A 25,903-nucleotide genomic window follows, 5' to 3' on the forward strand; every position below is an offset into this window, starting at 1 on the left:
GCTGGGTTCGCGGCTAGTCTGGCGCCGCCAGCGGTTGCCGCCTTCATACCCCGCGGATTATGCAGTTTCGGCATCGAGACGTGGATGATGCCACTCAGCGTGTGGCGGTGCGAGTGACAGCTTTGGTGCAGGAGGCCGGTCGACTTGTCGCTTAACCTTGTAGAGAACAGTGTTCGGGTAGGTGCAAGACTGCAGCCGAAGCCGCCTCAATCTTGAGGGGTGAGTGGACGTGACCTGGAGGTATGTGTATTGACTATGCCCCCGCCCCCGCAGGGTCCTTGGCACCCACGGCCGCCTGCACCCGGCCAACCGCCCGGTCAGCCCCCGCAGGGCGTGCCGTATGGTCCACCGCCCGGCCAGTATCCAGGTTGGCCACTTCCTGGTCCAGCGAAAAAGAGCAATGCCTTGAAGTGGGCATTGGGCGCGATCACTCTGATTGCAGTCGTAGCAATCGCTGTGGCAGTGACGCTGGCTCTCACTCGCAGCGGGTCAGACGGCAGGGGCCCAGCCAACGGGGGCAATTCAGGTAAGACATCGACGATTGCTAGCGCAAATGACACAGACCCAGTTGCAGTCATCACCGAAGAACCGACCTGCGATAAATTCACTCCGATCAACAATGGTTATGCTGATCAAGGCAAAAATGGGTGGAATGACCGCGATCCCTCGATTCCTGCGACGGACTGGACGCCGGATCAGCGCGCGCAATACACCGCGATGGGCACCGCGATGCGCAACGCTGCAGACCAGTTCGTCCCGCTTGCAAAGCAGACCCCCCATCGAGTGATGCGTGAGCTCTACGAACAATTTATCGTCTACGCACGGACCTACGCCGCCAGTATTCCCACGTACACGCCGTCTGACGATCAGTTAGCAACTGTCGCTACGAATGCATCGTCGGCTATATATTCCATCTGCAACGCAATTTCAGAGGGTTCGGCGAGCATGTGGGGTCCGTCAGTACCAACTGCGGCGCCGCCGGCTCACATCGCCGTGCCGAGTGATCCCGCCGATCCGCAGCGTTTCCTCACCGCCCGCGACCCGATCTGCAACGACTGGAAGGCTCGATGGCAGCGGTATAGCACTGACGCTTCTGCGTGGGGCAGCATGGACCCGCAAAAACCGGCGAGCGAATGGACGCCCGAGCAAAAGGCCGTCTACGATGCGGTAACGCCAGTAATGTCCGCCTACGCCGACGACATCGAGCAATTGGGCCAGCGTAGCAAAAATCCCATTATTCAAGACTTCGCGGTACTGAGCGCGCAGTACACCCGCGCCTATGTTAAAGGGATACCCACCTATGTTCCTTCCGATGCCCACCTAGCGGCTACAGCTAACGCTACGGAGTGGGTAATCATGAAGGCATGCCAGGCTGTTGAGGATTAGATTATGGCGATTGCTCCGCCCACAGGCGATTATGCCTCACAGATGATTTCGGGATTGTGGCCGGAAGCTGACGAAGACCAGTTACAGGCCCGTGCCGAGGTATTCGAACAGGCTAGTGCGCAGCTAGGCAAGGTTATTGATAACTGGGCGCGCGAGCATCACATGATTTTTCATGACGGTGTCTGGTCGGGCGGCGCAGCCAGCGCCGCCGAAAGTGTGCTGCAGCGACGACTTAACCTAATGCAAGAGATGCGGAATAAGATTGATGCCGTCGCGAAGTGGTATCACGATGCGCACGACACGATACGTGATGCTAAGAACGAGATCGCCGAAACTGTCCATAACCATCAAGACGCAATCGGACGGATTACGGACGACGACCAGGACCGCGACGCGAAAATACAAAGTGAAATCGCAGCAGCGTGGAAGGAGAATTCGGAGACCGTCTCCAGTCAAGGCTCTAAATTGGGTTTCAAATTAGTGATGCCCGAAATGCCGGCCACAGCCGCTCCCGGGGAACCGGGCGCCGGGACGCCCGTCGACGAGACTCCTGCTCTGGCTCCTGCAAGCCAACTTGTGAGCAATCAAGGCGCCGTAGGTGGTCCCCCGGGGGGTAAGACTCCTGCTGTGGTTCCTGCAAGCCAACTTGTGAGCAATCAAGGCGCCGTGGGCGCAACCGGTCCTAATGCCGCACCTGCGCCGCCACCGGGCCAGTCCGGCATCTCGCCAGGAGCAGCAGTGCCGCGGCCGTCGATGTTAACTTCGCCCGGTACGAGCGCCAGCGGTTCTTCCTCCGGGTCGACGGGTGGTTCGCAGTGGATGGGGGCACCTGGTTCCGGAGGCGCGCAAAGTGCGGCGCCGACGACGGCGTCCGGTGCTCCGCAGGGAATGTCGGATACTTCACAGTCGCAGGCGGGTTCGGGCGGCCCGCCGACCCAACCCGCGGCAGGCAGGCCCGACTCCGGGATTGCAGCGGCCGCTGCCGCGGCGGGGTCGGCGTCTCCGGCGGTGTTGCCCGCATCCGCAGGCGCGGCGTCCACGGCTGCCGCCGCGGCATCGGCAGCTAGCGCCGCCGGTGCGACACCCGTGGCCCCCTCGGCGCCGGTGGAACACACCGGGGGCGGGGTGTCGGGTGCTCGCGGCCACACCGTCGACAGCGGCGGAGGCGGCGGGTTCACCGGCGGTGGTGGTGGAGTCAGCATGCCATCGATGTCGTCAGGCTCAGGGGGGAGCGGTTCAGCACCGATGCCGTTGCTGCCGCCGGCCACTCCGTCGCCGGCAGCACCCGTGTCTGCGGGTGGCGGCACCCCAGGCGCACCCGGTAGCGGCACGCCCGGCGCACCCGGCGGGCCAGGTGTGCACCCGGCGTCCACCACCAGCACCTCCCAGGGTGGCGTCGGTGGATCGATGACCTCGTCGCACGCCGATGCGGCGCCGGCGCCGATCCCGGTGTCCTCGGCACGCGCCCAAAAGGACGCGATCGCCGATGCCACGAACCGCCGTGGCGGCGGTGATGCGTTGCGGGCGGCCCGCCGCCTCGGCGCGGCACTCAACGCCCCAGACTTGCTCAACCAGGGCGATTTCCAATTCTTCTGGATCACCGCGGTGACCAATGATGGCCAGATCGTCGTCGCCAACAGCTACGGAATGGGATACATCCCCGAGCCGGTGACCCTGCCCGACGGCGTTCAGTTGGTCTCGGTCGACCCCGCCGTCCCGGCCGCCGAACGGGCCCGGTGGGCCACCTACCCGATGTTGGCCATCCAAGGTTGGGCGGCGGCCCACGACACCACGCTGCGGGCCGTGATCGCCACCGAGGCGCAATTCCGCGAGTTCGACCCGGGCGTCTACCGGGAGGTACTGCGCGAGGAGGACATCCCGTCCAGCGGCAGGATGGCCGGCCGGTCCCGGCTAGAGGTGGTCGCGCCCGGCCAGGCGGCGCAGCTCGCCGGCGTCAGCGACCTCGGGTTGATCGACATGCTGCCGCCTGCCCCGGTGGACACCAACCCGCCGGCCGACCAGCGCGGCACGCTGTGGTTTGAAGTGATGAAGCATCTGATGAGCAGCGATCCCGATCGAGGGGTGCACCATTTGCAGGCGTTCGTCACCTACGCCGCCCATGCCCAGGAGCTGGCTCTGCATAAGGCCCACACCGCGGTGCACGCGATCGAGCAACGCAAAGCCGTCGCCGACTGGCTGTACTGGCAACAGCTGAGCATCCTGGTCGCCGACGCGCTCGCCGGATCCGCAGCGCCCTAAACGCTTTAGAGCGATCGGTCAGTTTTCGGCAGTGTCGCTCAGCTCGTCAGTGATGTCGATGAGCACCGCGTCAAGACGTTCCCGGTCGGCTTCGATGGATGCGACCGCTTGCGTGGTCGCGTTTTGCAGCGCCTCGTTCACCCGTTGCTCGACGGTTTTCGACCCCAGTCGCAGCGACCCATCTTTGATGAAAACATCGGTGAGCCAGTGATGTCCGTTGAGCGTCACTTCGACAGTCTCGGATTCATCTGTGGCCGTGAACTTTTCGGTCTCCATCTTGTGCAGCTGCTCGTCCAGCGCCGACTGCAACCGTTGCGCCTGCTTCAGCACCGCCGCCACGTGCGGATGCATTTCCGAGGTCACTTCGACTCCTTGCCGTCCTTGGCGTCCGGCACGTCCTTACGACGACGAGCCCCGATGACGCCTTCAGTCCAAGACCGATCTTCTTTGTAGAGCTCCTCGTCGGGAGCAAGCCCCGGGGTGCGGCGCCGTTCCTTGCCTTGGCCCTGGCCATGGCCTCCCATCGGCATACCCCCCATCCCGCCGCCCATGGCGCCGCCCGGCATGCCTTGGGCTGCTTGCGCTCCCGGCCCGGCTTCGGCAGCATTCGCGGGCGCCACGGCGTTAGCGCCTACCGCAGGCTGCAGCGGCGAGCGCGGTGCGCCGCCCCCGCCGCCTCCCGCGCCGCCGCCTCCATGGGCGGCCGGTTTGACAGCCGGACCCTTCGGCAGGTGCGGGGTGGCCTTCGCCGCGGCCGGCATCCCGCCTGGCATGCCCCCGGGCAGGCCGCCCGGCATGCCGCCGCCAGGCTTCCCGCCACCTTGGCCGGCACCTTGGCCGCCGCCGGGCATACCGCCGGGTGCGCCTCCGGTGCGTGCGGCTGCCGGCTGTTGTGGAGCAACCGGCTGACCCATCGGCGACGGTGCACCACCGCCAGGGGCACCTCCGCCGCCGGGCGCGCCTCCGCCACCCCCGGGAGACGACCCACCCGCGCCGGGCTGCTGCTCGTCGTCGCCAGCCGGCACAGCCCGTCGACGCGGGTCACCGTTGGTGTAGACGGGGGTGGAGGGAAGGGCTCCGTCGCGAGGTTCTGGCGGGGAAACTTTATCGATGGTCGCCGCGCTCTCGTATTGCGCCCGCACGTGTTCGGAATCCATGTATAGCTTGAGGAGTCTCGCTCCGATCGCCTTCTTCTGCTCGTCGGGGGTATCCGACGATTCCATCTGCTTTTTGAGCTGCTTCCACTCTTCGGCGATCGGTGTGTGCGCGGCACGCGCTGTGGTGTGGGCGTCGGCGATCTTGTCGGCCTCCGCCGCCAGTTCCTGCCAGGAGCCGGCGAGACCGCTTAGCCACCCGCCGAATTCGTTGAAACGCCCGTAGGCGACCTCGGCAGCGGCGCCCTCCCAATCGCGGATCTTGACGTGAAAATGTTGAGCTGCCGTTTGAAGATTTGTCGCGATAGTGCGCCAATGGGCGGCCACCGCGCGGAGGGCAGCCCCTTGATCGCCGTTTGCCAGGTCGTTCTCTATTTCTTCCGGATCACCATGGGCGTGGCCGGCTTTGGTCGGCATTCCCGGTGCGGTCGGATGCGGCGGCGCCGGGATCGAGCAGTCGTCGGGCTTGACCGCACCGCTAGATATCGGCTTACCCGCGTTGATCTCACTGGTAGCCCGTAGATCGGTTTCGTCGTAGGCCTTCGCCACGTGATACAGCGACTCCGCGAGGCGCTTACCTTCGATGACGCCCCAGTTCTGGTATTCCCACAACGACTGTGCGCTATGGACGAGATTGGCGGTCGCGTCCAAGGAGGTTTTCAGCGTAGATGGCGGCGTGATCGGCGGCTGACCTGACGGGTTGGCCCAGTCGATTCCGTTGATGTCGTTGGCTTTGCCCCGCAGGTCATTCGTATCGACTCTGAGTTCTTCTCCCATACTTCCTCCTCAGAATGCGCCGTCCAGCACGCCCGGTAGCTAACTCTCCAGCGCGGTCTGGAAGCGACTTTCCTCGCGCGGGTGAATCAACCGGATCGGCAATTGGCGGTGGCGCGGTGTCCCGATGAAGTTGTGGCGAAGAATGATCCTGCTCAAACCCCGCTGCGGGCCAAGGTAGGTCGTCGCGTTGGGCCACACCACCTTGTTCACCGAACCGATCCGTCCGTTGACGTAGCCGGCGAACTCGCGAAACCGCGGTTCGAGGGTGACGACCGCCCCGGCCGCGGCCGAGCGCACCACGAATTGGGTGAAAAGTCGCGCATCGCCGAGGTTGATGCTCACGTCGACGTCGTCGAACGGCATGTAAACCGGGTAACGCTCGGTCGTCTCGCCGACTAGGACACCCGCCGACCCGATCGGCAGTTGGTAGTGCTTGTCGCTAACCGGGGTCTGGCCCAGGATCGCGGCGCGTTGCCCACCGAACAGGCACGAAAAGCCGCGCGGTGTCTTGGGATTGGCCAACGTGGTCAGCAAGACGGTCGACTGCGGCGCCATGCCCGGAACCAAACGGACCCGGGTGATGGTGTGGTCGGCGCGCGCCGACCACCACACATCTGGCCCACCCGGCGCGGTGTAGGCCGCGGTGAACGCGCTGCGCCCCTTGATCGCCGACCACGTTTCGCGTTCGAAGCTGATCTCGGTGGCTTGGTCGAAGCTGTCGAAACTGCGTGCGCATCGCGCGTCGATGCCATGGCTCGCCAGTTGATCGGCGATCCGCGTCGTCGATGCGACCAGATACCGGGCCAGGCCCGCGAGACCGGCCGCGCGGCGCTGCGCGGACCTGCGAGTCGTCTCGGGATCGGCGCGCAGCACGATCCAGGTCCGACGGTTTGCCGGAGCCGGATAGGGGCCGATCACTTGCTGGTACAGACCCACCACGTTGGCCGGAGCGGTCTTGCCGACTCGGTATCCCGCGGAGACCACGTCGGCCTCCAGGTCGGGGCAGTGCGCGGCCACCAGTTGCTCCACCAACTCGGTGTCCACCACGTCGTCGGTTTTGGCCTCGCCGTTGAGGATGACCGTGGGCGTGAATGGCCGCGGGATCAACTCGATGACCGATACCAGGTGGTCATCCTGCCACCGCACAGCCACGTGATCTCCGGGCATCACCGTGGCACCGACCGCAGGCTCTGACGGCGGATTCGGAGCGCTGCGGTGTCGGCGCCGCCATGAGTTCAGCGCCGCGATCCAGCCGGTTATGCGCCTGCCACGGATCGTGACCACCGCCGCGAGCACCACCAGCACGGCCAGCGCTACTCCGGCCCACAGGTAGCCCAGGCTCATGAATGCCGCAATGCAGGCCGGCGCCAGCGCCGCTGCCACCAAGGCGTGGCCGCTGGTGAACCGCAAAGACACTGCGCTGCTCATCGGCGCTTCAACGCTCGTCGGGTCAGCGCGCCGAGCCCCATGATCAGCGCCAGCGCCGCAGCCCCCACGACCACGATCGTGATCGGGCCACGGTCCGGCGGCGGGATGTACACCGGCGGCGGGATCGGCTTCACGTTGTAGGGAGCTGTCTTGGCACCGGCCGGTACATCCCACGTCAGCGCGGCGACGGGGTCGATGACACCCGCACCGACAATGTCGTCGGCTCCCCCTCCGGGGTGTCGGGCAGTGGCGGTGATCCGGTTGATGATCTGCGCCGGCGTCAGGTCGGGAAACCGCTGCCGCAACAGCGCCGCCACCCCGGACACGTACGCCGCTGAAAACGATGTGCCGGTGATCGGGATCGGCCCGTCCTGGCCTTGCAGCGCATTGACCGGCGCGCCGTCGTAGCCCAGCGCGATGATGTTCTCGCCCGGCGCCGCGCCGCCCAGCCATGGTCCGTGCATTGAAAAGTTGCTCGGTATTCCGGTCTCACCGATGCTTCCGACCGTCAAGACCAACGGGTCATACCACGCCGGGGTGACGATCGTCTGGACTTGCTTCCAGCCGCGCGGATCGTTGGGCACCGACGGATCGGGCGGCGGATTTTGGGTGCAATCCTGGCCGGTGTTGCCGGCGGCGACCACGATCACCACGTTTTTGACGTTGACCGCATAGTTCACTGCCGCGCCCAAGGTCGACTCATCGATGGGCCGGGTCACCTTGACGCAGGCCGCCTCGCTGACATTGATGACGTTGGCGCCCAGATTGGCGGCATGCACCACCGCGCGGGCCAGGCTGCGGATCGACCCGGCCGTCCGGGTGGTGTTGGGGTCGTTGGGGTCGACCTGGGCGCCCTTGGGCTGGAACGCTTCTGAGGTCTGTCGTAGCGAGAGGAGCCGCGCCTCGGGTGCCACGCCGACGAAACCGTCGGTGGGAGCGGGTCGGCCGGCCACGATCGAGGCGGTCAAGGTGCCGTGCGAGTCACAGTCCGACAGCCCGTTGCCACCGGCGTCGACGAAGTCTCCGCCCGGTTCTGCGGGCACTCGCGGCGAGGCGTTGACGCCGGTGTCGATCACCGCGACCGTCACTCCGGCGCCGGTGGCGAATTTCTGCGCCTCGGCAACATGCAGGTAGTCATTGGCCCACGGCGCGTCGGCGAACTTCGCATCCGGGAACGACGTCGGCGCCGAGCAGATGCGGCGCTGCTCCATCGGCAGGTCCGGCCCCGTCTCGTCTGGCGGCATGGCGCCCGGGTCGATGACGGGAGGTGCGATCGCCACGGCCGGCGGTGCAGTCAGCAGCCCCAGTGCCAACGCCGCCACCATTACGGCGATACGCCGCACCATCACCTGCCCCTTTCGCCTACTGGCCTGGTCAGGCCGGCCGCCGGTCGAGCAACATCGTCTCACCCCGTGACGGCGTGCAGGCACCCGGTAATCCTAAGTCGGCCCAGACAACGCTGGTTCCGGTTTTTTGGCGGGAAAGGACCGATTAACCGTTCGCGAGGCGATCGGCCCACCGCGCGATTTCGGGGGTGACGGGGTCGGCGATGTCGTCGAATTCCGAGTGCTTTTTGAGTACTGCGGCCACCATCTTGCACACCGGGACGACGCGCTTGCCGTCGGCGCGGGTGGCCTCGAGCGCTTCGCGTACCAGGATGCTCGCCAAGCCCCGGCCACCGAATTCGTCGTCGACTTCGGTGTGGTAGAAGACGCGCTGGTTGTCGCGGTCGGCGACGGCGGCGTAACCGACGGTCTTGCCGTCGACGGCGATGGTGTACTTGCCGTCCGCGGCGCTGACCGTGGTCGGGGCGCCGGTCTTGTCGGCGGTCATCGATGCTCCTTTCTGTCCGGCAGCGGGCGCGGCCGGAGGGTCACGTTGGGAAGCGGAGGCGCGGGCAGACGTTCGGGCGAGCCCTGGTAACCCCGGACGGCGCCGAAACGTGAATCCGCGGCTTCCCACAGCCGGCGATACTCGACGATCTCGTCGTGGTTGCGTCCGACGAAGTTCCACCACATCACCAATTGCTCAGTGAACGGCGTGCCGCCCAACAGCAGCGCGCGGGCCGGCCGATCGCTGGCGTTGCGCAGCTGCAGCGACGAGTAACCCGGGCCTTGATAGCCCAGGTCTGCGTGGTTAAGGCCGATTCCGGCCATGTCCAGAACACCCTGGTCGCACAACACGCCGTGCTCGAAGTCGGGGTTGACGTCGAGCGCCACCGTGGCACCGGGGTCTAAGTCGATTTGTGCGCCCAGCAGCGGCGTGAAGGTCGGCACCGGGGAGCGGCTGCCGGCCAATTCGCCGAGAAAAACCCGCACGGCGCCGCCGAGCAGCAAGGCGGCTTCGGGCACGTAGTGGGCGAAATCGCGGGCGGTGTCGCGGTCGGAGTCGGGCAGGGCCACCCATAGTTGGGCGCCATGCAGAATCGGCGCCGCGGCGGGGTCGACCGACACCTCGGAGTGGCAGATGCCTGCGCCGGCCGTCATCAAATTCAGTTCACCCGGCCGCACCCGGGCCACCACGCCGGCGCTGTCGCGGTGTTCGATCTCGCCGCTGAACAACCAACTGACCGTCTGCAGACCGGTATGCGGATGGGGCGGTACATCCATGCCGGTCGAGTGACGCAGATCGTGCGGTCCGTAGTGGTCGGCGAAGCACCAGGCGCCGATCAGCGAGCGCTGCCGCTGCGGGATGGTGCGCCGGACTCGGATCGCTCGCGGCCCGCCGAGCGGGACTTCGCGCGGGTGCAAAACCTCCACGCCGGCGACTTGCTCAGCGGCACAGGCAATTTCAGCCGGCGCGGTCTCCAGGTTACTCATCGTTCACCGTTCGTGCGTTGGCGATACGGGCCGATACCTCGACACTACCCGTGGGTGGACACTGCGCCCCGGTGCGCTGGCCAGGGTGGTCTTTTTGTGTCGGGGCGGGGCGTTGAGATGCCATAGGATTTCCTGATATGGCGCAAAGCTTGCGTGTCGATCCGGCGGTTCTCCGGTCGACCGGGTCTGTGCTGGCGCAAGTGAGCAGCGACCTCTCCGGAATGGGTTTGGGTCCCTCGCTCAGCGAGCTGGTCGGCGATATGCGGGGCTTTCACAGCGGTGCTGTCTGCCAGGAGGCAGCGACGGCGATCGACAATGCCTGCAACCAGGTGAGCAGTGACTTTTCTCAGCTGGCAGAGAAGTTGCGAGCAGCGGCCGAGCAATACGAGCATGCCGACGAGCAGTTGCGCGGCGGTCTGGACAAGGCCGCCCACGAGATCGACGGCAACGACAGCGCTACTCCACCAATGCCGACATCTGTGCCGGGTCCGCCCGCTAGTCAGCCGGCGCCGATCCCGGTGGATCAGGTGGACTATGACCAGACCAGCAACGCAGCCGGTCCGGAAGCCACCCGCGACTACATCGACCAAGCTCTCGACAAGCTCGGCATCACCGACCTCGCGGCGCGGCAGCGCTGGATGGACGGGTACACGACCATGACCCTCCGCGAGTCGAGCTATGACCCGAATGCGGTCAACGATTGGGACGTCAACTCACAACCGCCAAATTCGACCCACCATGCCTCCGACGGCTACGGGAATGGCTGCTCGCGAGGTCTGGCGCAGTGCGTCCCGGGCACGTTTGCGCAATACCATCAGCCGGGAACGTCGAACAATATCTATGACCCCGTTGCCAATATCGCGGCGTCGATGAACTACGTCATGGAACGCTATGGCGTTCATCGGGACGGGTCGAACCTGGCTGCAGAGGTTCCGCAGGCCAACGTTGAGGCCGATCCCCAGGGCTATTGAGATGTGGCCGAGAAACTTTCGACGCGCCGCGGCTCTGACACTGTGCCTGACCGTCGGCGCGGCCGCCGCGCCGGCCGTGGCCGCGGCGGCGACCACAGTGCCCGCTGCTGCGTGGATCAGCGCCGGGCAGCTGCCGCTGGACGCTACTCAGCACTGGCCTAGCTTGGCGAGTATCGCGGAACGACCGGCCGACAATACTTTTCGGATCGAGCAGCTGTGCCGCGTCGACGCTCCCGATCACCGATTGGTGGCTGCCGCCGGTGTCGAGGCCGCCCGCGCCGGCGTCGACAGGGGCCAAGGCGAATGGTCAGTGCAGCAGCAGATTGTTCACTATCCGGGTGACACCTGGCGAATGGGGCAAACCGCTGACGCGCTGTTCACGTCGCTGCAAAACACGTTGAGCCACTGCGGTTCCACAGCGCCGGGCACACAGGTGAAGGTGACCACTCCGCGCTCGCATTGTCCGAGCAGTCAGCGTGGCGGGTGCAGCCAGACGGCGGCCACCGTCGACGTCCCGGCACAGCAGACCAGTGCGCATGTGTATCTGGCCAGTGTGGGCAGTGCGGTGACCGAGTTGACGGTGTGGTCGACCGGCGCACCGGCGGTCGCCTGGCCGGACATCAGCGACGACGAGGTGTTCGCGGCGATGAATCCGCAACTGTGCACGGTGTGGGAATGCTGACCGTCTAGCGCGGCGGGCGGAGCGCTTTCATCGCGATGCGTTTCACCGGTTCGGGAATCCGGTCCTGCATGGACAGTGCGGCGCTGGCCGCCCGCGAACGCAGCGGAGTGCCGCGGCCAAACATGCGATTCAGCGGACCGCCTGACGGCTCGATCTCGAAATGCAGCGGCGGCGCGCCTTCCGATGCGCCCAGCGCCTGCGAGATGACGATCCGCTGAATCTCGCTGGTGCCCTCAAAGATGGTGTACAGCTTGGCATCTCGATACCATTTTTCCACCGGGTGGTCGGTGATGTATCCCCAACCGCCCATCGTCTGGATGGCACGCTCGGTAGCACGGACTGCGATTTCGCTCGCCGCCATCTTCGACATCGAACCCTCGCCGCGGTTGAACGGGATCCCATTGGCCGCCATCCAGGATGCCCGCCAGGTCAGCAGCCGGGCGGCATCGATCTGGGTGGCGATCTCTGCCAGCGGAAACGCGATGCCCTGGTTGTCGATGATCGGACCGCCGAACGCCTCCCGCTGGGTGGCGTAGGTGGTGGCATATTCGAGCGCCGCGCGTGCAATGCCGATCGCTTGGGCGGCCACCATCGGGCGGGTCTGCTCAAAAGTACCCAACGTCGCCGAGCTGGACCGCTTACCGCCGGCGGCGGCTTCACGTGCCTTGGCCAGCTTGTGCTCGAGTTTGTCTTGCCCGCCAAGCAGATTGGCTTCCGGGATACGGACTCCGTCGAACCGTAGCTCTGCGGTGTGCGACGCCCGGCAACCCAGCTTGTCGAGTTTGCGCACCAACTCCAGCCCGGGTGTGCCGCCCGGCACCACGAACAACGCTTGACCGCGGTGGCCGAGTTCTTCGTCGACAACCGCGTTGACGACGTGCACATTGGCGATACCGCCGTTACCGATCCACATCTTGTGGCCGTCGATGATCCAGTCGCTGCCGTCGCGCCGCGCCGTGGTCCGCAGATTGCGCACATCGCTGCCCCCCTCAGGTTCGGAGATGGCCAGGGCCGCGAGTTTGAGGTCACCGGGTTCTCCGAAGCATTCCGGTGCCCACTCCAACATCTGCTCGGGCGACGCCGCCTGGCCGATGGCCGACAGCGCCAGCGCCGGCATGACGATCGCCAAACCGATTCCGGCGCAACCCCAGAAGAGTTCCTCCATGAACATCGGCAACGATATACCGGTCGGATCACCGATGAGGTCGCGGTAGAACAGCGGGCTGTAGAAACCCTGCTGGGCAGCCTCCTCCAACACCGGCCACGGAAAGTCCTGGCGCTGGTCATAGTCGAGTGCGACCGGGCGGATCACCGATTCGGCGAATTCATGGGTGCGCTGCGCCAGGTCGTGTTGCGCCGCCGTCGGTGTCAAGTCGAAGCTCATCAATGCGCCCCTGCGATCACAGCGTTCGGCTGGATGTCGCCGATCACCTCGTCCGAACCGACTGTTGCCGCTTTGGGCCCAGCTCAAACGCGATCGGTCAGGCGGCCGACTGCGGACCGCGGGAGGCCGGCAGATGGAACACCGTGGCGGTTGTCGCAACGGAGTCACGCTCGCGGCGCTCGAGGAGGGCAGCGTTTTCGGGCAGTTGCCTGGAGGTGATCTCGCCGGCCGCGATGCGGCGCAGGATGTCGTGGGCGCGGGCGAGCTGTTGGCGTTTGCGGTACTGGCCGCCGGGAAGCTTGACGCCGGCCCACACGCCGTACTCCTCGCGGTGCTGGATGGCATAGCGAGCGCACCGTCGTTGTTGCGCTACCGGACAGCGGCGCAGGCACTGGAGCCGCGCTTCGGTGGCCGACTGCTCATACGCCCGCGCCTTCGCGGCGCCGTCGCCGCCGTCGTCGTCGGCGTAGCCGAACCATAGATCGGGGTTGACTGAGCATGGGTATCCCATCGAGGCGCCTCCTCTGCGGCTAAAACGTAGGCGGAAGCGTATACATGCCCGCCGGGATCGCGCAAGGAAACGCGATAGAAACAGATAAATTCAGCGTTATGCAGTGGTCTGTGTAGTATCCGGATATGGCCGGAGCGCTGCGGTGAGCCGCGAATCGGCAGGCGCGGTCATCCGAGCTCTGCGCGAATCGCGTGATTGGTCACTGGCCGACCTCGCCGCTGAGACCGGGGTCAGCATCATGGGCCTGAGCTACCTGGAGCGTGGCGCTCGAAAACCCCACAAAAGCACAGTTCAAAAGGTTGAAAACGGGCTGGGGCTGCCGCCGGGCACGTACTCCCGGTTGGTGGTGGCGCAGGATCCAGAGGCCGAACTGGGCCGGCTACTCACAGACCAACCGCCCGAGGCGATGCCCACTCAGTCCGCGGATTCGATCGTGGTGGACCGCCACGGCGATACCGAAGTGCTCGAGGGATATGCGGAAGCGCAGCTCGATGCGCTGAACTCGGTCATCGAACGCCTGCCTGCCGTGACATCAAACGAATATGAGACGTATATTCTTTCTGTGATCGGCCAGTGTGTGAAGGCGGAGCTGCTGGCGGCCAACTCCTGGCGGGTGGCCGTCAACGCCGGCGGTGCTTCGGCGGACCGACTGATGCAGCATTTGCAGGCTTTGGAAGCCACTCGCAGCGCGCTTTTGCAGCGCATGCCGAAAAGCTTGAGTGCGCGCTTCGACCAGGCCTGCGCGCGGTCGTCGCTGCCCGAGCCGGTCATCGCGACGTTGCTCGGGGTGTCCGGCGCAGAAATGTGGGGCATCCGGAATCGGGGCGTGATCCCGCCGGGCGCGCTGGCTCGGGTCCGGGCCTTCGCCGACACGATCTTCCCGTCGGAACCGGCGGATCCGAGCAGCGGTGAGGGGAGGCGGTGAGCCCGAGCGAAGTGGAACTGCTCAGTCGTGCTCATCGACTGTTCGCCGCCGCCCGTCAGCCCCCGCAGCTGAGTCTGGACAGTGCTCACGTCGACGGGTTGCCGCAGCCAACTCCGGCCGTCAACGACGGTTACCGGCTGGCGCTGCGCAGCGGCCGAGAGGGACTGCGTTCGGCCGCCCGCATCGACGCCGCCGCGGCAGCCCTCATCGCTGGGGCGCATCGCGATCACGCTTTTGCCCGCAGCCAGACCGGGAGCGTCGTCGGCGAAGCCCGTGCCGAGGCCGCGGCCACACCGGACACCCCGATCGCACAACGGGAGGCACTGCGCCGCCGGGTGGCAAGGTTGCGCGCTCAGCGGATGCATGTGTTGGGCGCCCATGCTCGGGCACGACGACACCTGGCGGTGTTGCGCGCGCTGCGATACCGAGCAACGCGGCGGCGCGCCACGGGCCTGCTGCGCCTGTCGTCGCCGAACGGCCGCGCCGGAATCGCTGTGCGGGCAGCCTTGTCGCGGCTGGGCCGCCCGTATGTCTGGGGCGCCACCGGCCCCAACCAGTTCGACTGTTCCGGGTTGATGCAATGGTCCTACAACCAGGCCGGAATTCATTTAAGCCGCACCACGTATCAGCAGATACACGAGGGGATCCCGGTACCACGGGGGCAGGTGAGGCCGGGGGACCTGGTCTTCCCGCATGCCGGGCACGTGCAGATGGCCCTCGGGAACAACCTCGTCGTCGAAGCGCCGCATGCCGGCGCCGCGGTGCGAATCAGCCCGCTGGGCAGCAATGTGCAAATCAGACGCCCGCTGTCCTAGGCGAACACCGCCCGACCGGTCAGCCAGCTGAAGTGAATTGTCGGCGGAGATGCGGCTGGCTACTGTCGCCGCATGGAGGGGCTGCAGCAGCCAAACCTCGGCGAGGCGGCCGATGCCATCAGAGACGCCGAATCCTTTCTGGCACATCAGAACTCGACAGCTGCTCAGCTCGACCTACAAGTGGTCAGCGCGATCATGAACGCGCACCTGAAGACGGTGGAGGGCCGCGCCGGGCTGGACAACCTGCAGCAGGAGATCCAGACGGCCGTGCGCACCCGAACCGATCTGGACACCCCGTCCGGAGCGCGTGACTTCCAGCGGTTTCTGGCCGGCAAGCTCCGGGACATCCGCGCCGTGGTGGCCAACGCCAACCTCGACGACACGTCGAAGTCAGCGCTGATGGCGGCCTGGACGTCGCTCTACGACGCTTCCCGGGCAAGCACCGACGAGCCGAGCGACGGCCGGTCGGCGCGGGCGCCCGCAGCTGTACCGCCCGACAGCGCCGAAACGGCAGACGCCGACATCGACCCCTTGCTGGATTCGCTCTTCGCTGACGATCCCGGCGTTGCCTCGTCAGCGGAGCCGGCGCCAGCACCATGGCCGTCGACGCCGATGCCCCCGGCGATGCCAACCATTCCCGGCTTGGGCGGGGGTGCGATGCCTGGTTGGGGCATGCCGGGCGGATTACCGCTGCCCGGGCCGCACGACGCGGGAACCGAGCGCTCGCCGCAGCCTCCCGACGACACACCGGACGACGACCTGATGTCGAACGAAGACCACGGCCCGGACGAAGAGCCCCGGGACGCGCCCGCCGACGAACCGGAGGAAACGCCGAAGCCAGAACCGGCACCGGCACCCGGGCCGACCACGATCACGCTGCCCACCGGTGAGACGGTCACCGCGGCCAGCCCACAGCTTGCCGCTGCGGTCAAGGCCGCAGCCGGGGGGACACCCATCCCGGACGCGTTTCGCCAGCAGGGCATCACCATTCCGCCGCCGGGGACCGCCGTCGTCGAGCCCGTCGACGCGACGCAGCTGGCGCCGGGCGACATCGGAATGTTCACCAACCGTCATGCGCTTGCCCTTGGCAACAGCAAGGCCCTTCTCAACGGCCAGATCCAACACATCTCCACCGTCAACGGGCCGAGCTTCCTGGGCTGGCAGCACCCGCCTGCACCCCTGCCGGCCACCGCAGCACCGACTACCGAGACACCGGTACCCACCCGGCCGGCCGCCACATAGTGAAGCACCCGCCGGAATCCCAAGCCCGGCACGTCAACAGGAGACACCGGATGGCAGATCGAATCCACGTGGAGCCCGCGAATCTGCGGCAGTCGGCCACCCACCACGAGCAGATCGCCGAGTATCTGCGAACGATTCCCTCGTCGCATCCGGCGATCCAGGAAAGCCTCGACTCGCTGGGTCCCGTATTCGGCAAGCTGCGGGATGCCGGACGCGAGCTGCTCGACCAACGGCGGCAGTGCTACCAACAGCAGGCCGACGACCATGCCGACATCGCAGCCACGCTGCGCGCAGCGGCGAACCTCTGGGAACAACACGAGGCCGACGCCGCGCAAAAACTGGCCAACCTCGCTGACGACGACCGATGAGCAACGCCATCCCCGCCTTCGACACCGTGCACCCCAGCGGACACGTCCTCGTCCGCTCCTGCCGGGGCGGATACCTGCACAGCCTGGCGCTCAGCGCCGCCGCGATGGACACCGACGCCGAAACCCTGGCGAAAGCCATCTTGCTCGCCGCCGACGTGTCCTACCTCAAGGCCTCACTGCAAGTGCGCGGCGAGATCGTTGCCGCCGGCCACAGCCCGTCAGCCGGCGTCCCCACGGCCGGCGACCTCGACGCGGCGATCGAAAAGCTGGTGGCGCATCGGCTGCGCCATCGGAACCCGCGAGACTAGCCACGCCAGGTTCGGGCCGTGTCGGGGTGCGGCGCGATATCGGTAGGCGGCTCGATCGGGTTGGCGCCGAACAACTCTCGCGCACGACCCAGCAATAGGCGTACTTCGTCCAGCTCCAGCTGCAACGCAGAATCAGCCATGGCCCCACGCTACGTCCGCCACACCGCACCCACAATTCACCGCCTGCCAGGACGGCAGGGCGACTACCTGGGCACGACGGTACGCTGAGCCGGTGGCGATCTTCGGTCGGAACACCGCGCGCCGGCGCCTTCGAAGAGCTGCGCGGGAATCCCTCGCGATCCCGGCCTTCGGCTCGGCCGTCGACTGCACGCCATGGGTGACCGATGGTCTCTGGCCTGCCGAGCTCTCGACCATTACGCCCGAAAATGCCGCGGTCGCGCGGTATCTCAGGGCCGACTTGGAACGGATCGCCCGCTCGGCCAACGAGGAGCTGCGCGGCATCAGGCGCGCCGGCATCGTCGGACCGGCGCTGCAGGCTGCAGAATCCCGCGTCGTCGACACTGCCCGCGGCGTTGCCGTCGAGCGGGTGGCGGCGGCGCTTCGCCGACTCGGCAAAACTGTGCAGGACCTGCCCACCCAGTATTTGCCGCCCGTCGCGGCCGAACCCCGCGACGGGCCAAGCCACGACGACACGCAGCAGCTGCCGATCATCACCGCCCCGCTCGCCGATCGACCACCGCCCGAGTCGTATCGGTCCACTCGGCCGGCGAGCTTCCCGCGCAGGACTTCAGATCCGTCTGCTGCGGGGGACGCCGACAGCGGCGAACCGGAATCCGATCAGGACCGGTTGCAGCGCCTCGTGGAGTTCATGGCCCGCCAAGAACCCGGATTGCGCTGGGCTGCCGGCGACCGGGAGAACCGCACCACCGTCGTCGCCACCGACATCGCCCATGGCTGGATACCGCCAGGAATCGCGGTGCCGGCCGACGTCCGGCTGCTGCCCCCGCAGCGCCGCACCGGCAGCGCGGCAGAACTTTTGGGGCCGACGACGGTCTCGGTGACCTATGCCCCCGGCGACCACTTGGGTTGGTCTTTCGGTTGGGCAACCGAATTCGACCCGACCGCGTCGTCGCTGAAGTCTCGCCGATTACCACCCGTCGACGATCTGGGCTGGTTGCTCTGCGGCGCGACGCATTGGCGCGAGGGTCTGCCCCACCTCGTCCACACGTTGGCCAAGGCAGGCGCCGCCCGAACAGGCATCCTGGAACCCGAGATTGACGAACTGCGAGAACACCTCGACACCGCGCGCCTCCAGCTGCTGGCCCAGTACCCGCACGTCGACCACGCGCTGCTGCTCAATTGCCTGTTGCTGGCCGCTACCGAAGGCATCGCCAGCGGTGACCGGTTGACGGCGAACTACCACTTCGCGTGGTATCAGGCCCTCAACACCACCAGGCCCCAATCCCTGAATTGACGCTAATTGCAGGCGATCACATACTTGCACGATGCCGGGGCGGGGGAGTCGCACGCAGCTGAGCGAAACCGATCTTGTCGAGTCGGTTCTGCGGGATCTGCGCGAGGCGGCCGACCGCTGGGAGGCCCTTGTCACCGAGGCAGAGACAATCACTTACAGCGTCGACTTGGGCGATGTGCAGGCGGTCGCCAACGCCGACGGCAAGTTGATCGAGTTGAGCCTGCATCCCGACGTGATGACCGGCTACAGCCACGGCGAACTGGCCGACCGGCTGAACCTTGCGATCGCCGCCCTGCGCGAAGAGGCTGAAGCCGACAACGCAGCACGCTACGGCGGAAAGCTCCGGTGACAGTCGTCCCGCTGACCGGGCAAGCACTCGAACTCTTGGCCCGCGGGCATGCGCTATACGCCGGACAGCGGGTCGAGGCCTCGGTGCCCGCCCCACTGCTCAGCGATGTGGGGGCGCGCAGCGCACCACAATTCACGATGCCGGCCATACGGCGGATGGCGGCGGGGCTGCGCCGGGCCGCGGCCGCCGACGCCGTACTGACCACAGTGCTGGCCGACGCGGCAACTCAGCATGCGCAGGCGCGACACCACACGCGCACCGTCCTCGACGCGGCACACGCGGACTCGATGCCGGCCGTCGATACCCCGGTGGGCCGCCGGGAATTCCTGCGCCGCACCGCGGCGCGACTGCGCCTGCAGCGGCAGCACATTCAGCGCTCCCGCCGACACGCACGCATTCTCACCCGTCAGCTCCGACGCCTCCGCTACCCGCGCCGACTTCCCAGCGAGCAACGATCGCGGGCGGCAGCCATCCCGCTCGCCGCGGTGCGCTTTGAGCGGGCATATCAGCCCGGCCGTGTCCGGGCACGCATCGGTGCCGCACTCGATCGGCTGGGCATTGTCGATCCCGGCGCGCGGCGCAACTGGCTGCGTGGGTACGAAACGTTGATCGCCCGCGAATCGGGCGGGCGGCCATCGGCGGTCGCGTCGGAGCCGGCCACCCAGCCGGGGCCGGTGCAGGCCGATGGCCACCGGCTCGGGTATGCCCGCGGCCTCACTCAAACGATTCCGGCCACGTTCGCGCGGTATCACCAACCCGGGACGTCGACCAATATCTATGACCCGATTGCCAATATCTGCGCGTCGATCAACTATGTGATGCGACGCTACGGCGTCGGCCCGGACGGGGCCAACCTTGCTGCGCTGGTACAGCAGGCAGATCCACATCGGCCGCCCAAGGGATATTGATCGTGCCGCTCAACTTGTCGAATCGAGACCAGAATTCCGGGCACCTGTTCTACAACCGGCGGCTGCGCGCAGCGATCACCCGCTATTCGGTTCGGATGAAGCACGATGACCGCAAACAGCAGGCCGCACTGGCGTTGTCGGCGGTGTTCGTGATGCTCGGTATCGGGTGGATGACGTTGCTGCACTTCATGAAACCGGCCGGGTTAGTGGGGCAGTCGCCAATTGTCGGTGACCGCGACACCGGCGGAATCTACGCCAAAGTCGACGGTCGGCTCTATCCCGCGCTCAACCTGGCCTCGGCGCGGCTGGCGGTCGGCAGCGCGGCTGCTCCCGCATGGGTCAAAGCCAGCGAGATCGCCCGCCATCCAACCGGACCGATGATCGGTATCCCGGGGATACCCGACAACTTCAATGTCCGGTTGACCGCTACATCGGCCTGGTCGATATGCGATACCGCCCCCGCCCGCGGCGGTAACGCAACACCGGTGGTGACGTCCATCGCGGGTCGGCTTCCGGCCGGGTCCGCCCCGATGGCGCCCGGGCAGGCCATCTTGGCGAGCCACCGTGATGCGACGTATGTGATCTGGGGTGGCCACCGATCACGCATCGATCTCAGCGACCGATCCGTCACCTTCAACCTGGGCCTCGACCCGGCCGTGACACGTCCGATCAGCATCTCCAACGCCTTATACGACGCCCTACCGGCAACGGAACCGCTTGTGGTGCCGGTAATTCCGGAAGCAGGAGAACCGTCGACGTGGCTGCCGGATGTGACCGTGGGCAACGTGCTGGAAACACGTGACGCCACGGGCGCTGTCAGCGGCTTCTACGTGCTGTTGGCGAACGGTGTGCAAAAGATCAGCGGCTTCGTCGCAGACCTGCTGCGCACCGCGGATCCGCAGGGCTCGGCCACACCCAGGTTGATTCCGCCGGGCAAACTCGTCAATATTCCGGCTGTCGACGGGCTCGACGTCGACTACTACCCGTCGGGCAAGCTGACTTTCGTCGACACGACCGCGAATCCGGTCACCTGCCTGACGTGGAAGAAGCAGACCGGTGATCCGCAGGCGGAGATCGCAGTGATCAACGGCCGACGCCTACCGGTCCCGCTGAGCATGGACTCGCACCTGGTGCGGTTGGTGCGTGATGACCGTAGCGCCGACTCGGTCGAAGCCGATCAAACGCTGGTGTTGCCGGGCGCGGCGAATCTGGTGGCCATCACCAGCGGCGCGGTCACCTCCGTTAGTCGGGAAAGCTTGTACTGGCTGTCGCCCCAAGGCGTGCGGTACGGAATCCAATGGGACCAGCAGACTTTGCACGCGCTGGCGCTGGATCCGCGTGGCGCGGTGCAGGCGCCGTGGCCGATCGTGCGCACATTCGCCGCCGGGCCGGCGATCAGTCGCGACAGCGCCCTGCTGGCGCGCGACACCATCGCCGGCGGCGGCCCCGTGGCACCGATCCCCGGAGCCGACAACCGCACAGCAGGAGGTTAACCGTGTCGAAACGCAGTTTCGTCATCGGCGTGCGCACACCTCCGCCGGTTGTGCGGCCCACCCGGGTGGCGGTCGCTTCGCCCCTGGCCCTGCCGCAGCGCGAACCACGAAACATCGTGGTGATGATCGCCTTTCCGGCGCTGCTGGTTGGAATCTTCGGCACGCTCGTGGTGATGTACGCGTCGGGCGCCCGTTCGCTGCAGTCCGGCGTGTTCCCGATGATGGGGTTATTCGGATTCGGCGCGCTGATGTTCAGCGGTCGTTTCGCCCGGGGCCGCCGAATCAGTTGGGGCGAGCAGGAAAAGCAGCGGCGCGGCTATCTGCGTCAACTCGACGAGGACCGTGACGAAGTACAGCATGCTGCGCAGCGCCAACGACGTAGCCAATTGTTCGTCCACGCTGATCCCCGGCGGCTGGACGGTGTCATCGGCGGCCCGCGGATGTGGGAGCGCCGGCCGGGTGACCCCGACTTCCTCGACGTCCGCCTCGGGATCGGTGTCCAGCAGACCAGTGAATCAGCGGTGTCGTTGCAGTGGCCTGACATCCCCGTCGGCGAAGAGCTCGAGCCGGTCACCGGCGGCGCGTTCCGAGATTTCATTGTGGAGCAGACCAAAATTCGCGACATCGGCAAGGTGCTGAGCTTGCGATCGAGACCCGGGTTCAGTTTCACCAGCGAGGATTCCGGCCAACTGCACGCCCTGGCGCGGTCGGTCTTGTGCTCACTCGCGGTCTACCACAATCCCAGCGACCTGAAATTCTTGTTGGTCACCCGTCAACCGTACCGGTGGTCCTGGCTGGTCTGGCTGCCGCACAACCAGCACGACGAAATGTTCGACGCGTGCGGGATGCGGCGACTGGTGTTCGCCTCACCCACCGAACTCGAGGAGACGCTCGACGCCGAGTTGCACCGTAAAGGCCGTGGGCCCTGGACACCGCCAACCGAGGCCAGTCCAACGTCGGTGCCGTCGCCGAGCGGTCTGACGTTGGGCCCGCATTGGCTGATCATCGACGACGGTGTCGGAATGGCCGAACAGTGGGAGAGCGTCACCGGTCAGAAGGGTATGACCGGAATCACGTTGCTGCGGTTGACCACCCGAACCGGCGTCGGCGTGGGGTTCACCGACGACAACGAGCGCTTCACACTTCGCGGCGGCCGGCTGTGGCACCGCGACAGTTTCTACGCCGTCGCCGACCGGCTCGCCGCAACTACCGCTGACCGCTACGCGCGGGCTCTGGCGCGGTGGTCGCCGTGCGGCCACGAAGAATTGCCCGAAACGCAGAGCCAGGGCGGCGACCTGCTGCGCGCGTTGGGCATCACCGATGCTCGCAACCTCGATGTCGATCGGCTTTGGGCCGAAAGCCGCGGACGTGGCGATCCGAACTGGGCGATGGTTCCCGTCGGCGTGAAACGCGGCAATGAACTGCAACATGTCATTCTGCGCGCCAAAGACTTCGGTGGATACGGCTTCCATTCGGTGGTGATCGGCACATCCGGGTCGGGCAAGTCCGAGTACTTCTTGTCGTTGTGCAACGGGATTGCGCTGTCGCATTCACCCGAGGCGTTCAATGTGATCTTCGTCGACATGAAGTTCGAATCCGCGGCCCAGGACCTGACGGGATTCCCGCATGTCGCGGGTTCACTTTCCAACCTTGGCAAGGACGATCGGCACCTCGCCGAGCGGATGCGCAAAGCCATCAACGGTGAAATCGCCCGGCGCTATCGGCTTTTCAAGATGGCTGGTGCCCGAGATGCCAATGAGTACGAGGAGATGCGGCTGGCCGGACGCGATTTGGAGCCGGTGCCCATCCTCTTGGTCATCATCGACGAATATTTGGAGCTATTCATTCACCAACCGCAGTGGATCGACCTGGTCATCCATATCGGGCAAGAGGGCCGCGGATGCAACGTGTTCTTCACACTCGGCGGCCAACGGCTGGACCTGTCATCACTGAGCAAGGTCAAGAGCAACATCGCTTTTCGGGTGGCGCTGCGCGCCGAGACCGCCGAGGACTCCCGTGACGTGATCGGCAGCGATGCGGCTTTGCACCTGCCGTCGAAGGAGAACGGCTATGCACTGCTCAAGGTCGGACCCCGTGACTTGGAGCAGTTTCGGTGCTTCTATGTCTCGGCGCCGTTCGTTCTGCCGAAGCAAGCAGCCCAGCTGAATCACACCGTGAATGTCGGTTTCTCTAAACCGCGCTCCCTCAGCTGGGAATACCAGCCACTCAACGACGCGGACAGCGCAGCGCTGGCGGTCGCTGACCAGCCCGAGCATCCCGACGAATTCCTCTACGATTCCGACGGCTTCCGGAAGAAGAAGCTGGTCGACGTGATCCGCGAGTCGCTCGCTGCTCACCCCGCACGTCCGCCGCATCAGATCTGGCTTCCGCCGCTGGACGTCAGCGAGCCGGTCGATGCACTGGTGTCGCGCTGGCGCGGCAAGCCCTGGCACGTGGACTATGGCCAAAACCGGGGGCTGATCTTCCCGGTCGGCATGGTCGACGTGCCCGACGAGCACGCGCAGCGCGTGCACGCCATCGACGCCGAGATGGACAACATCATGGTTGTCGCCACTGCCCAACGCGGTAAGTCGACCACGTTGATGACGTTGACGGCGGCCGCGGCATTGATGTATCGGCCGGAGCGGGTGACGTTCTTCTGCATTGGCGCGTCGCTGTTCCCGGTCGAACCAATCCCGCATGTGGCGTCGGTGGTCAGCCTGACCGACAGCGAAGGCGTATCACGCACCATCGCCTCGGTCGAGGCCGTGATCCGGGCGCGAGAGGGGTCGTTCAAGCACCATCAGATCGACATCGCCGCGTTCCGCGAGCGGCGCTTCGGCGCGGCGGGTGGCGCCGCCGCAGACCCTGGCGACAGATTCGGCGACGTGTTTTTGGTGATCGACAACTTCGGCGACCTCTACGAGAAGGACAGCGCCATCGGTGATCGGGCGATCGCCATCGCCCGACAGGGACTCTCCTATGGCGTGCACGTCATTACCAGTGCCAACGCGTGGCTGATCGGACAGAAGCAAGCCCTGCTCAACGTGTCGAACGCGCGGATACAACTGCGGCTCAGCAATCCCGACGAGTCGCAGATGGGTACCGGGATCGAGCAGCGCAAGGCCGCGCGAAACACCCTGGACAAGCCGGGATTCGGTCTCACCCCGCAGGGACATGAGTTGCTGGTCGGGGTACCCGAGATCACCGCCGCCGATGGTGCGCGGTTGGCGACGCGCGAGGTGGGAGCCGTCATCGCGGGGCTGTCCGGTGTGCAGCGGATCGAGGCCCTTGCCCGCCTGCCCGAACACGTTGCGCTGACCCGGATTATCGCCCGGTTTGCCGGCAGCGACCAGGCGGCCGATCCGCTCAACGTCGCATTCGCGATCGGTGAGAGCGCCTTACAACCGGTGGCGCTGCCAATGCGTACCCTGCCCAACTTGCTCGTGGTGGGACGCCAATCATGCGGCAAAACCACGGCTTTGGCGGCGTTGGGCCAGGCGATCATCAGCCGATTCGGGCCTGAGCAGGCGCAGATCACGATCATCGACCCGAAGACCTCACTGATCGGCGCAATCCGCGGCCCGCATGTCCGCGCCTACGCGTACACCCCCGAGGACATCGACGAGGTGGTCGAAGAGTTGGCGCAACTCATGATCCACCGTCTGCCGCCGTCGGGTCTGAGCCAAGAGGAACTCCTCAACCGGGACACCTGGGACGGCCCCCGCCATTTCGTGCTGATCGACGACGAGCAGGAGTTGCGGCCGCACGGAGGGATCGGAAAATCGGCCGCCACCGCACCGCTGTGGGGTTTGATCGAACGCAGCCGCGACATCGGCCTGCATGTCATCGCTTCGCGGTTGCCCGGCAACTGGGCCGGGGTGTCGGTGATGAACCCGTTCCTACAGAAGATGATCGGCTCGCGGGCACCGACTCTGTTCATGGACAACGACCCAGCGACGGTGAAAGTCTTTGGTCGGGTCAACGCCCAGCAGTTGCCACCCGGCCGCGGTTTGTTGGTGACGATCGACGGCGCGATCGAGGGTGTGTTGGTGGGGGCGCCCGACTGAGTTACGCCATCGCGCGACGGCCGGTCAACGCACGGCCCAGCGTCAACTCGTCGGCGAACTCCAGATCACCGCCCATCGGCAACCCGGACGCGATCCGGGTCACCGTCAGGCCGGGAATGTCGCGCAACATCCGCACCAGGTAGGTGGCCGTCGCCTCGCCCTCGGTGTTGGGGTCGGTGGCAATGATCACCTCGGTGATGTCCACCCCGTCGGTCTGCTCACCGATCCTGTTCAGCAACTCGCGGATCCGCAGCTGCTCGGGACCGACCCCAGACAGCGGATCCAACGCTCCGCCCAGCACGTGGTAGCGACCGCGGAACTCACGGGTGCGCTCCACGGCCTGGATATCTTTGGGCTCCTCGACCACGCACACCACCGAACCGTCGCGGCGCGGATCCGCGCAGATGCGGCACCGTTCGTCGTCGGAGACGTTGCCGCACACCGCGCAAAACCGCACACCGTCGCGGACCCTGCCCAGAACTGCAGCGAGCCGGTCGATATCGGTCGGTTCCACCGACAGCAGGTGGAACGCAATGCGCTGTGCACTCTTCGGCCCGATGCCCGGCAGCTTGCCGAGCTCGTCGATCAGGTCCTGGACAGGTCCCTCAAACATGTCGGT

At 66.2% G+C, this 25,903-nt stretch carries 25 protein-coding genes; 14 read left to right on the forward strand and 11 right to left on the reverse strand.

Annotation, left to right across the window (positions count from 1 at the left end):
* Nucleotides 1-456: 456 nt before the first annotated feature.
* Entirely contained in the window at nucleotides 457-1,386 is a 930-nt protein-coding gene (locus tag A5707_RS23260; RefSeq protein ID WP_232000703.1) for a hypothetical protein, read from the forward strand.
* Nucleotides 1,387-2,042: 656 nt separating this feature from the next.
* Here the strand turns inward: A5707_RS23260 and A5707_RS23265 are convergent.
* Nucleotides 2,043-2,762, reverse strand: a complete 720-nt coding sequence (locus A5707_RS23265) for a hypothetical protein (RefSeq protein WP_156657802.1) — start codon at nucleotides 2,760-2,762, stop codon at nucleotides 2,043-2,045.
* A 31-nt stretch (nucleotides 2,763-2,793) separates the two neighbouring features.
* Here A5707_RS23265 and A5707_RS23270 point away from each other — a divergent pair, with 31 nt between their 5' ends.
* Nucleotides 2,794-3,645: a secretion protein EccK gene (locus A5707_RS23270; protein WP_156657804.1), complete on the forward strand. Its 852-nt coding sequence runs from the start codon at nucleotides 2,794-2,796 to the stop codon at nucleotides 3,643-3,645.
* 18 nt (nucleotides 3,646-3,663) lie between these two features.
* On the opposite strand, the gene A5707_RS11400 is transcribed toward A5707_RS23270, so the two are convergent.
* From A5707_RS11400 to A5707_RS11425, 6 genes are all read right to left on the reverse strand, one after another.
* Nucleotides 3,664-4,008, reverse strand: a complete 345-nt coding sequence (locus A5707_RS11400; protein WP_269455149.1) for a YbaB/EbfC family nucleoid-associated protein — start codon at nucleotides 4,006-4,008, stop codon at nucleotides 3,664-3,666.
* Nucleotides 4,005-5,576 carry a PPE domain-containing protein gene (locus A5707_RS24760; protein WP_065014579.1) on the reverse strand — a complete coding sequence of 524 codons (1,572 nt, stop codon included), beginning with the start codon at nucleotides 5,574-5,576 and terminating at the stop codon, nucleotides 4,005-4,007. Before A5707_RS24760 ends, A5707_RS11400 begins: the two co-directional genes overlap by 4 nt.
* A gap of 39 nt (nucleotides 5,577-5,615) precedes the next feature.
* Entirely contained in the window at nucleotides 5,616-7,004 is a 1,389-nt protein-coding gene (gene eccE, locus A5707_RS11410; protein WP_065014580.1) for a type VII secretion protein EccE, read from the reverse strand.
* Complete coding sequence (gene mycP, locus A5707_RS11415) at nucleotides 7,001-8,329, reverse strand: type VII secretion-associated serine protease mycosin (protein WP_419866420.1); 1,329 nt, start codon at nucleotides 8,327-8,329, stop codon at nucleotides 7,001-7,003. The genes eccE and mycP overlap by 4 nt, the downstream gene beginning before the upstream one ends.
* Nucleotides 8,330-8,495: 166 nt before the next feature.
* The gene (locus A5707_RS11420) at nucleotides 8,496-8,837 is read right to left on the reverse strand and encodes a GNAT family N-acetyltransferase (protein ID WP_065014581.1); all 342 of its coding nucleotides are present in this window, start codon (nucleotides 8,835-8,837) and stop codon (nucleotides 8,496-8,498) included.
* A complete protein-coding gene (locus A5707_RS11425; protein WP_065014582.1) occupies nucleotides 8,834-9,823 on the reverse strand; it encodes a pirin family protein in 990 nt (329 codons plus the stop codon). Before A5707_RS11425 ends, A5707_RS11420 begins: the two co-directional genes overlap by 4 nt.
* A gap of 137 nt (nucleotides 9,824-9,960) precedes the next feature.
* Between A5707_RS11425 and A5707_RS23275 the strand changes: the two genes are divergently transcribed.
* Both A5707_RS23275 and A5707_RS11435 read left to right on the forward strand, forming a co-directional pair.
* Entirely contained in the window at nucleotides 9,961-10,794 is an 834-nt protein-coding gene (locus A5707_RS23275; protein WP_082969409.1) for a type VII secretion target, read from the forward strand.
* A gap of 1 nt (nucleotide 10,795) precedes the next feature.
* Nucleotides 10,796-11,476: a hypothetical protein gene (locus tag A5707_RS11435; protein ID WP_082969410.1), complete on the forward strand. Its 681-nt coding sequence runs from the start codon at nucleotides 10,796-10,798 to the stop codon at nucleotides 11,474-11,476.
* A 4-nt stretch (nucleotides 11,477-11,480) separates the two neighbouring features.
* Here the strand turns inward: A5707_RS11435 and A5707_RS11440 are convergent, their stop codons facing one another.
* The gene (locus tag A5707_RS11440) at nucleotides 11,481-12,860 is read right to left on the reverse strand and encodes an acyl-CoA dehydrogenase family protein (RefSeq protein ID WP_065014583.1); all 1,380 of its coding nucleotides are present in this window, start codon (nucleotides 12,858-12,860) and stop codon (nucleotides 11,481-11,483) included.
* A gap of 97 nt (nucleotides 12,861-12,957) precedes the next feature.
* Nucleotides 12,958-13,371, reverse strand: a complete 414-nt coding sequence (locus A5707_RS11445) for a WhiB family transcriptional regulator (RefSeq protein WP_065014584.1) — start codon at nucleotides 13,369-13,371, stop codon at nucleotides 12,958-12,960.
* 142 nt (nucleotides 13,372-13,513) lie between these two features.
* On the opposite strand from A5707_RS11445, the gene A5707_RS11450 reads away from it, so the two are divergent.
* The 5 genes from A5707_RS11450 (at nucleotide 13,514) to A5707_RS11470 (ending at nucleotide 17,029) form a co-directional block, all read left to right on the forward strand.
* Nucleotides 13,514-14,296 (forward strand): helix-turn-helix domain-containing protein, encoded by a 783-nt coding sequence (locus A5707_RS11450; RefSeq protein ID WP_065014585.1) that lies wholly within the window; start codon nucleotides 13,514-13,516, stop codon nucleotides 14,294-14,296.
* Nucleotides 14,293-15,111 carry a C40 family peptidase gene (locus A5707_RS11455; protein ID WP_065014586.1) on the forward strand — a complete coding sequence of 273 codons (819 nt, stop codon included), beginning with the start codon at nucleotides 14,293-14,295 and terminating at the stop codon, nucleotides 15,109-15,111. The genes A5707_RS11450 and A5707_RS11455 overlap by 4 nt, the downstream gene beginning before the upstream one ends.
* Before the next feature lie 72 nt (nucleotides 15,112-15,183).
* Nucleotides 15,184-16,353, forward strand: coding sequence for a DUF4226 domain-containing protein (locus A5707_RS11460; RefSeq protein ID WP_065014587.1), 1,170 nt, complete (start codon nucleotides 15,184-15,186; stop codon nucleotides 16,351-16,353).
* Between the two features lie 50 nt (nucleotides 16,354-16,403).
* Nucleotides 16,404-16,721 carry an ESX-1 secretion-associated protein gene (locus A5707_RS11465; RefSeq protein WP_065014588.1) on the forward strand — a complete coding sequence of 106 codons (318 nt, stop codon included), beginning with the start codon at nucleotides 16,404-16,406 and terminating at the stop codon, nucleotides 16,719-16,721.
* Entirely contained in the window at nucleotides 16,718-17,029 is a 312-nt protein-coding gene (locus A5707_RS11470; RefSeq protein ID WP_065014589.1) for a DUF2694 family protein, read from the forward strand. Before A5707_RS11465 ends, A5707_RS11470 begins: the two co-directional genes overlap by 4 nt.
* On the opposite strand, the gene A5707_RS24135 is transcribed toward A5707_RS11470, so the two are convergent.
* Complete coding sequence (locus A5707_RS24135; RefSeq protein WP_197495313.1) at nucleotides 17,026-17,169, reverse strand: hypothetical protein; 144 nt, start codon at nucleotides 17,167-17,169, stop codon at nucleotides 17,026-17,028. The two genes, A5707_RS11470 and A5707_RS24135, sit on opposite strands and share 4 nt — an antisense overlap.
* 92 nt (nucleotides 17,170-17,261) lie before the next feature.
* Between A5707_RS24135 and A5707_RS11475 the strand changes: the two genes are divergently transcribed.
* The 5 genes from A5707_RS11475 to eccCa are packed head-to-tail and all read left to right on the forward strand — an operon-like array spanning nucleotide 17,262 to nucleotide 25,284.
* Entirely contained in the window at nucleotides 17,262-18,464 is a 1,203-nt protein-coding gene (locus A5707_RS11475) for a DUF5631 domain-containing protein (RefSeq protein WP_065014590.1), read from the forward strand.
* A 31-nt stretch (nucleotides 18,465-18,495) separates the two neighbouring features.
* Nucleotides 18,496-18,813: a DUF2710 family protein gene (locus A5707_RS11480; protein WP_065014591.1), complete on the forward strand. Its 318-nt coding sequence runs from the start codon at nucleotides 18,496-18,498 to the stop codon at nucleotides 18,811-18,813.
* Nucleotides 18,810-19,721, forward strand: a complete 912-nt coding sequence (locus A5707_RS11485) for a transglycosylase SLT domain-containing protein (protein WP_065014592.1) — start codon at nucleotides 18,810-18,812, stop codon at nucleotides 19,719-19,721. The genes A5707_RS11480 and A5707_RS11485 overlap by 4 nt, the downstream gene beginning before the upstream one ends.
* A gap of 2 nt (nucleotides 19,722-19,723) precedes the next feature.
* Nucleotides 19,724-21,214 carry a type VII secretion protein EccB gene (gene eccB, locus A5707_RS11490; RefSeq protein WP_065014593.1) on the forward strand — a complete coding sequence of 497 codons (1,491 nt, stop codon included), beginning with the start codon at nucleotides 19,724-19,726 and terminating at the stop codon, nucleotides 21,212-21,214.
* Nucleotides 21,215-21,216: 2 nt separating this feature from the next.
* Nucleotides 21,217-25,284, forward strand: a complete 4,068-nt coding sequence (eccCa, locus tag A5707_RS11495; protein ID WP_065014594.1) for a type VII secretion protein EccCa — start codon at nucleotides 21,217-21,219, stop codon at nucleotides 25,282-25,284.
* A gap of 1 nt (nucleotide 25,285) precedes the next feature.
* On the opposite strand, the gene recR is transcribed toward eccCa, so the two are convergent.
* Nucleotides 25,286-25,897 carry a recombination mediator RecR gene (gene recR / locus A5707_RS11500; protein ID WP_065014595.1) on the reverse strand — a complete coding sequence of 204 codons (612 nt, stop codon included), beginning with the start codon at nucleotides 25,895-25,897 and terminating at the stop codon, nucleotides 25,286-25,288.
* Nucleotides 25,898-25,903 lie beyond the last annotated feature (6 nt).

This window comes from Mycobacterium kyorinense (assembly GCF_001672775.1).
GTDB lineage: Bacteria > Actinomycetota > Actinomycetes > Mycobacteriales > Mycobacteriaceae > Mycobacterium > Mycobacterium kyorinense_A.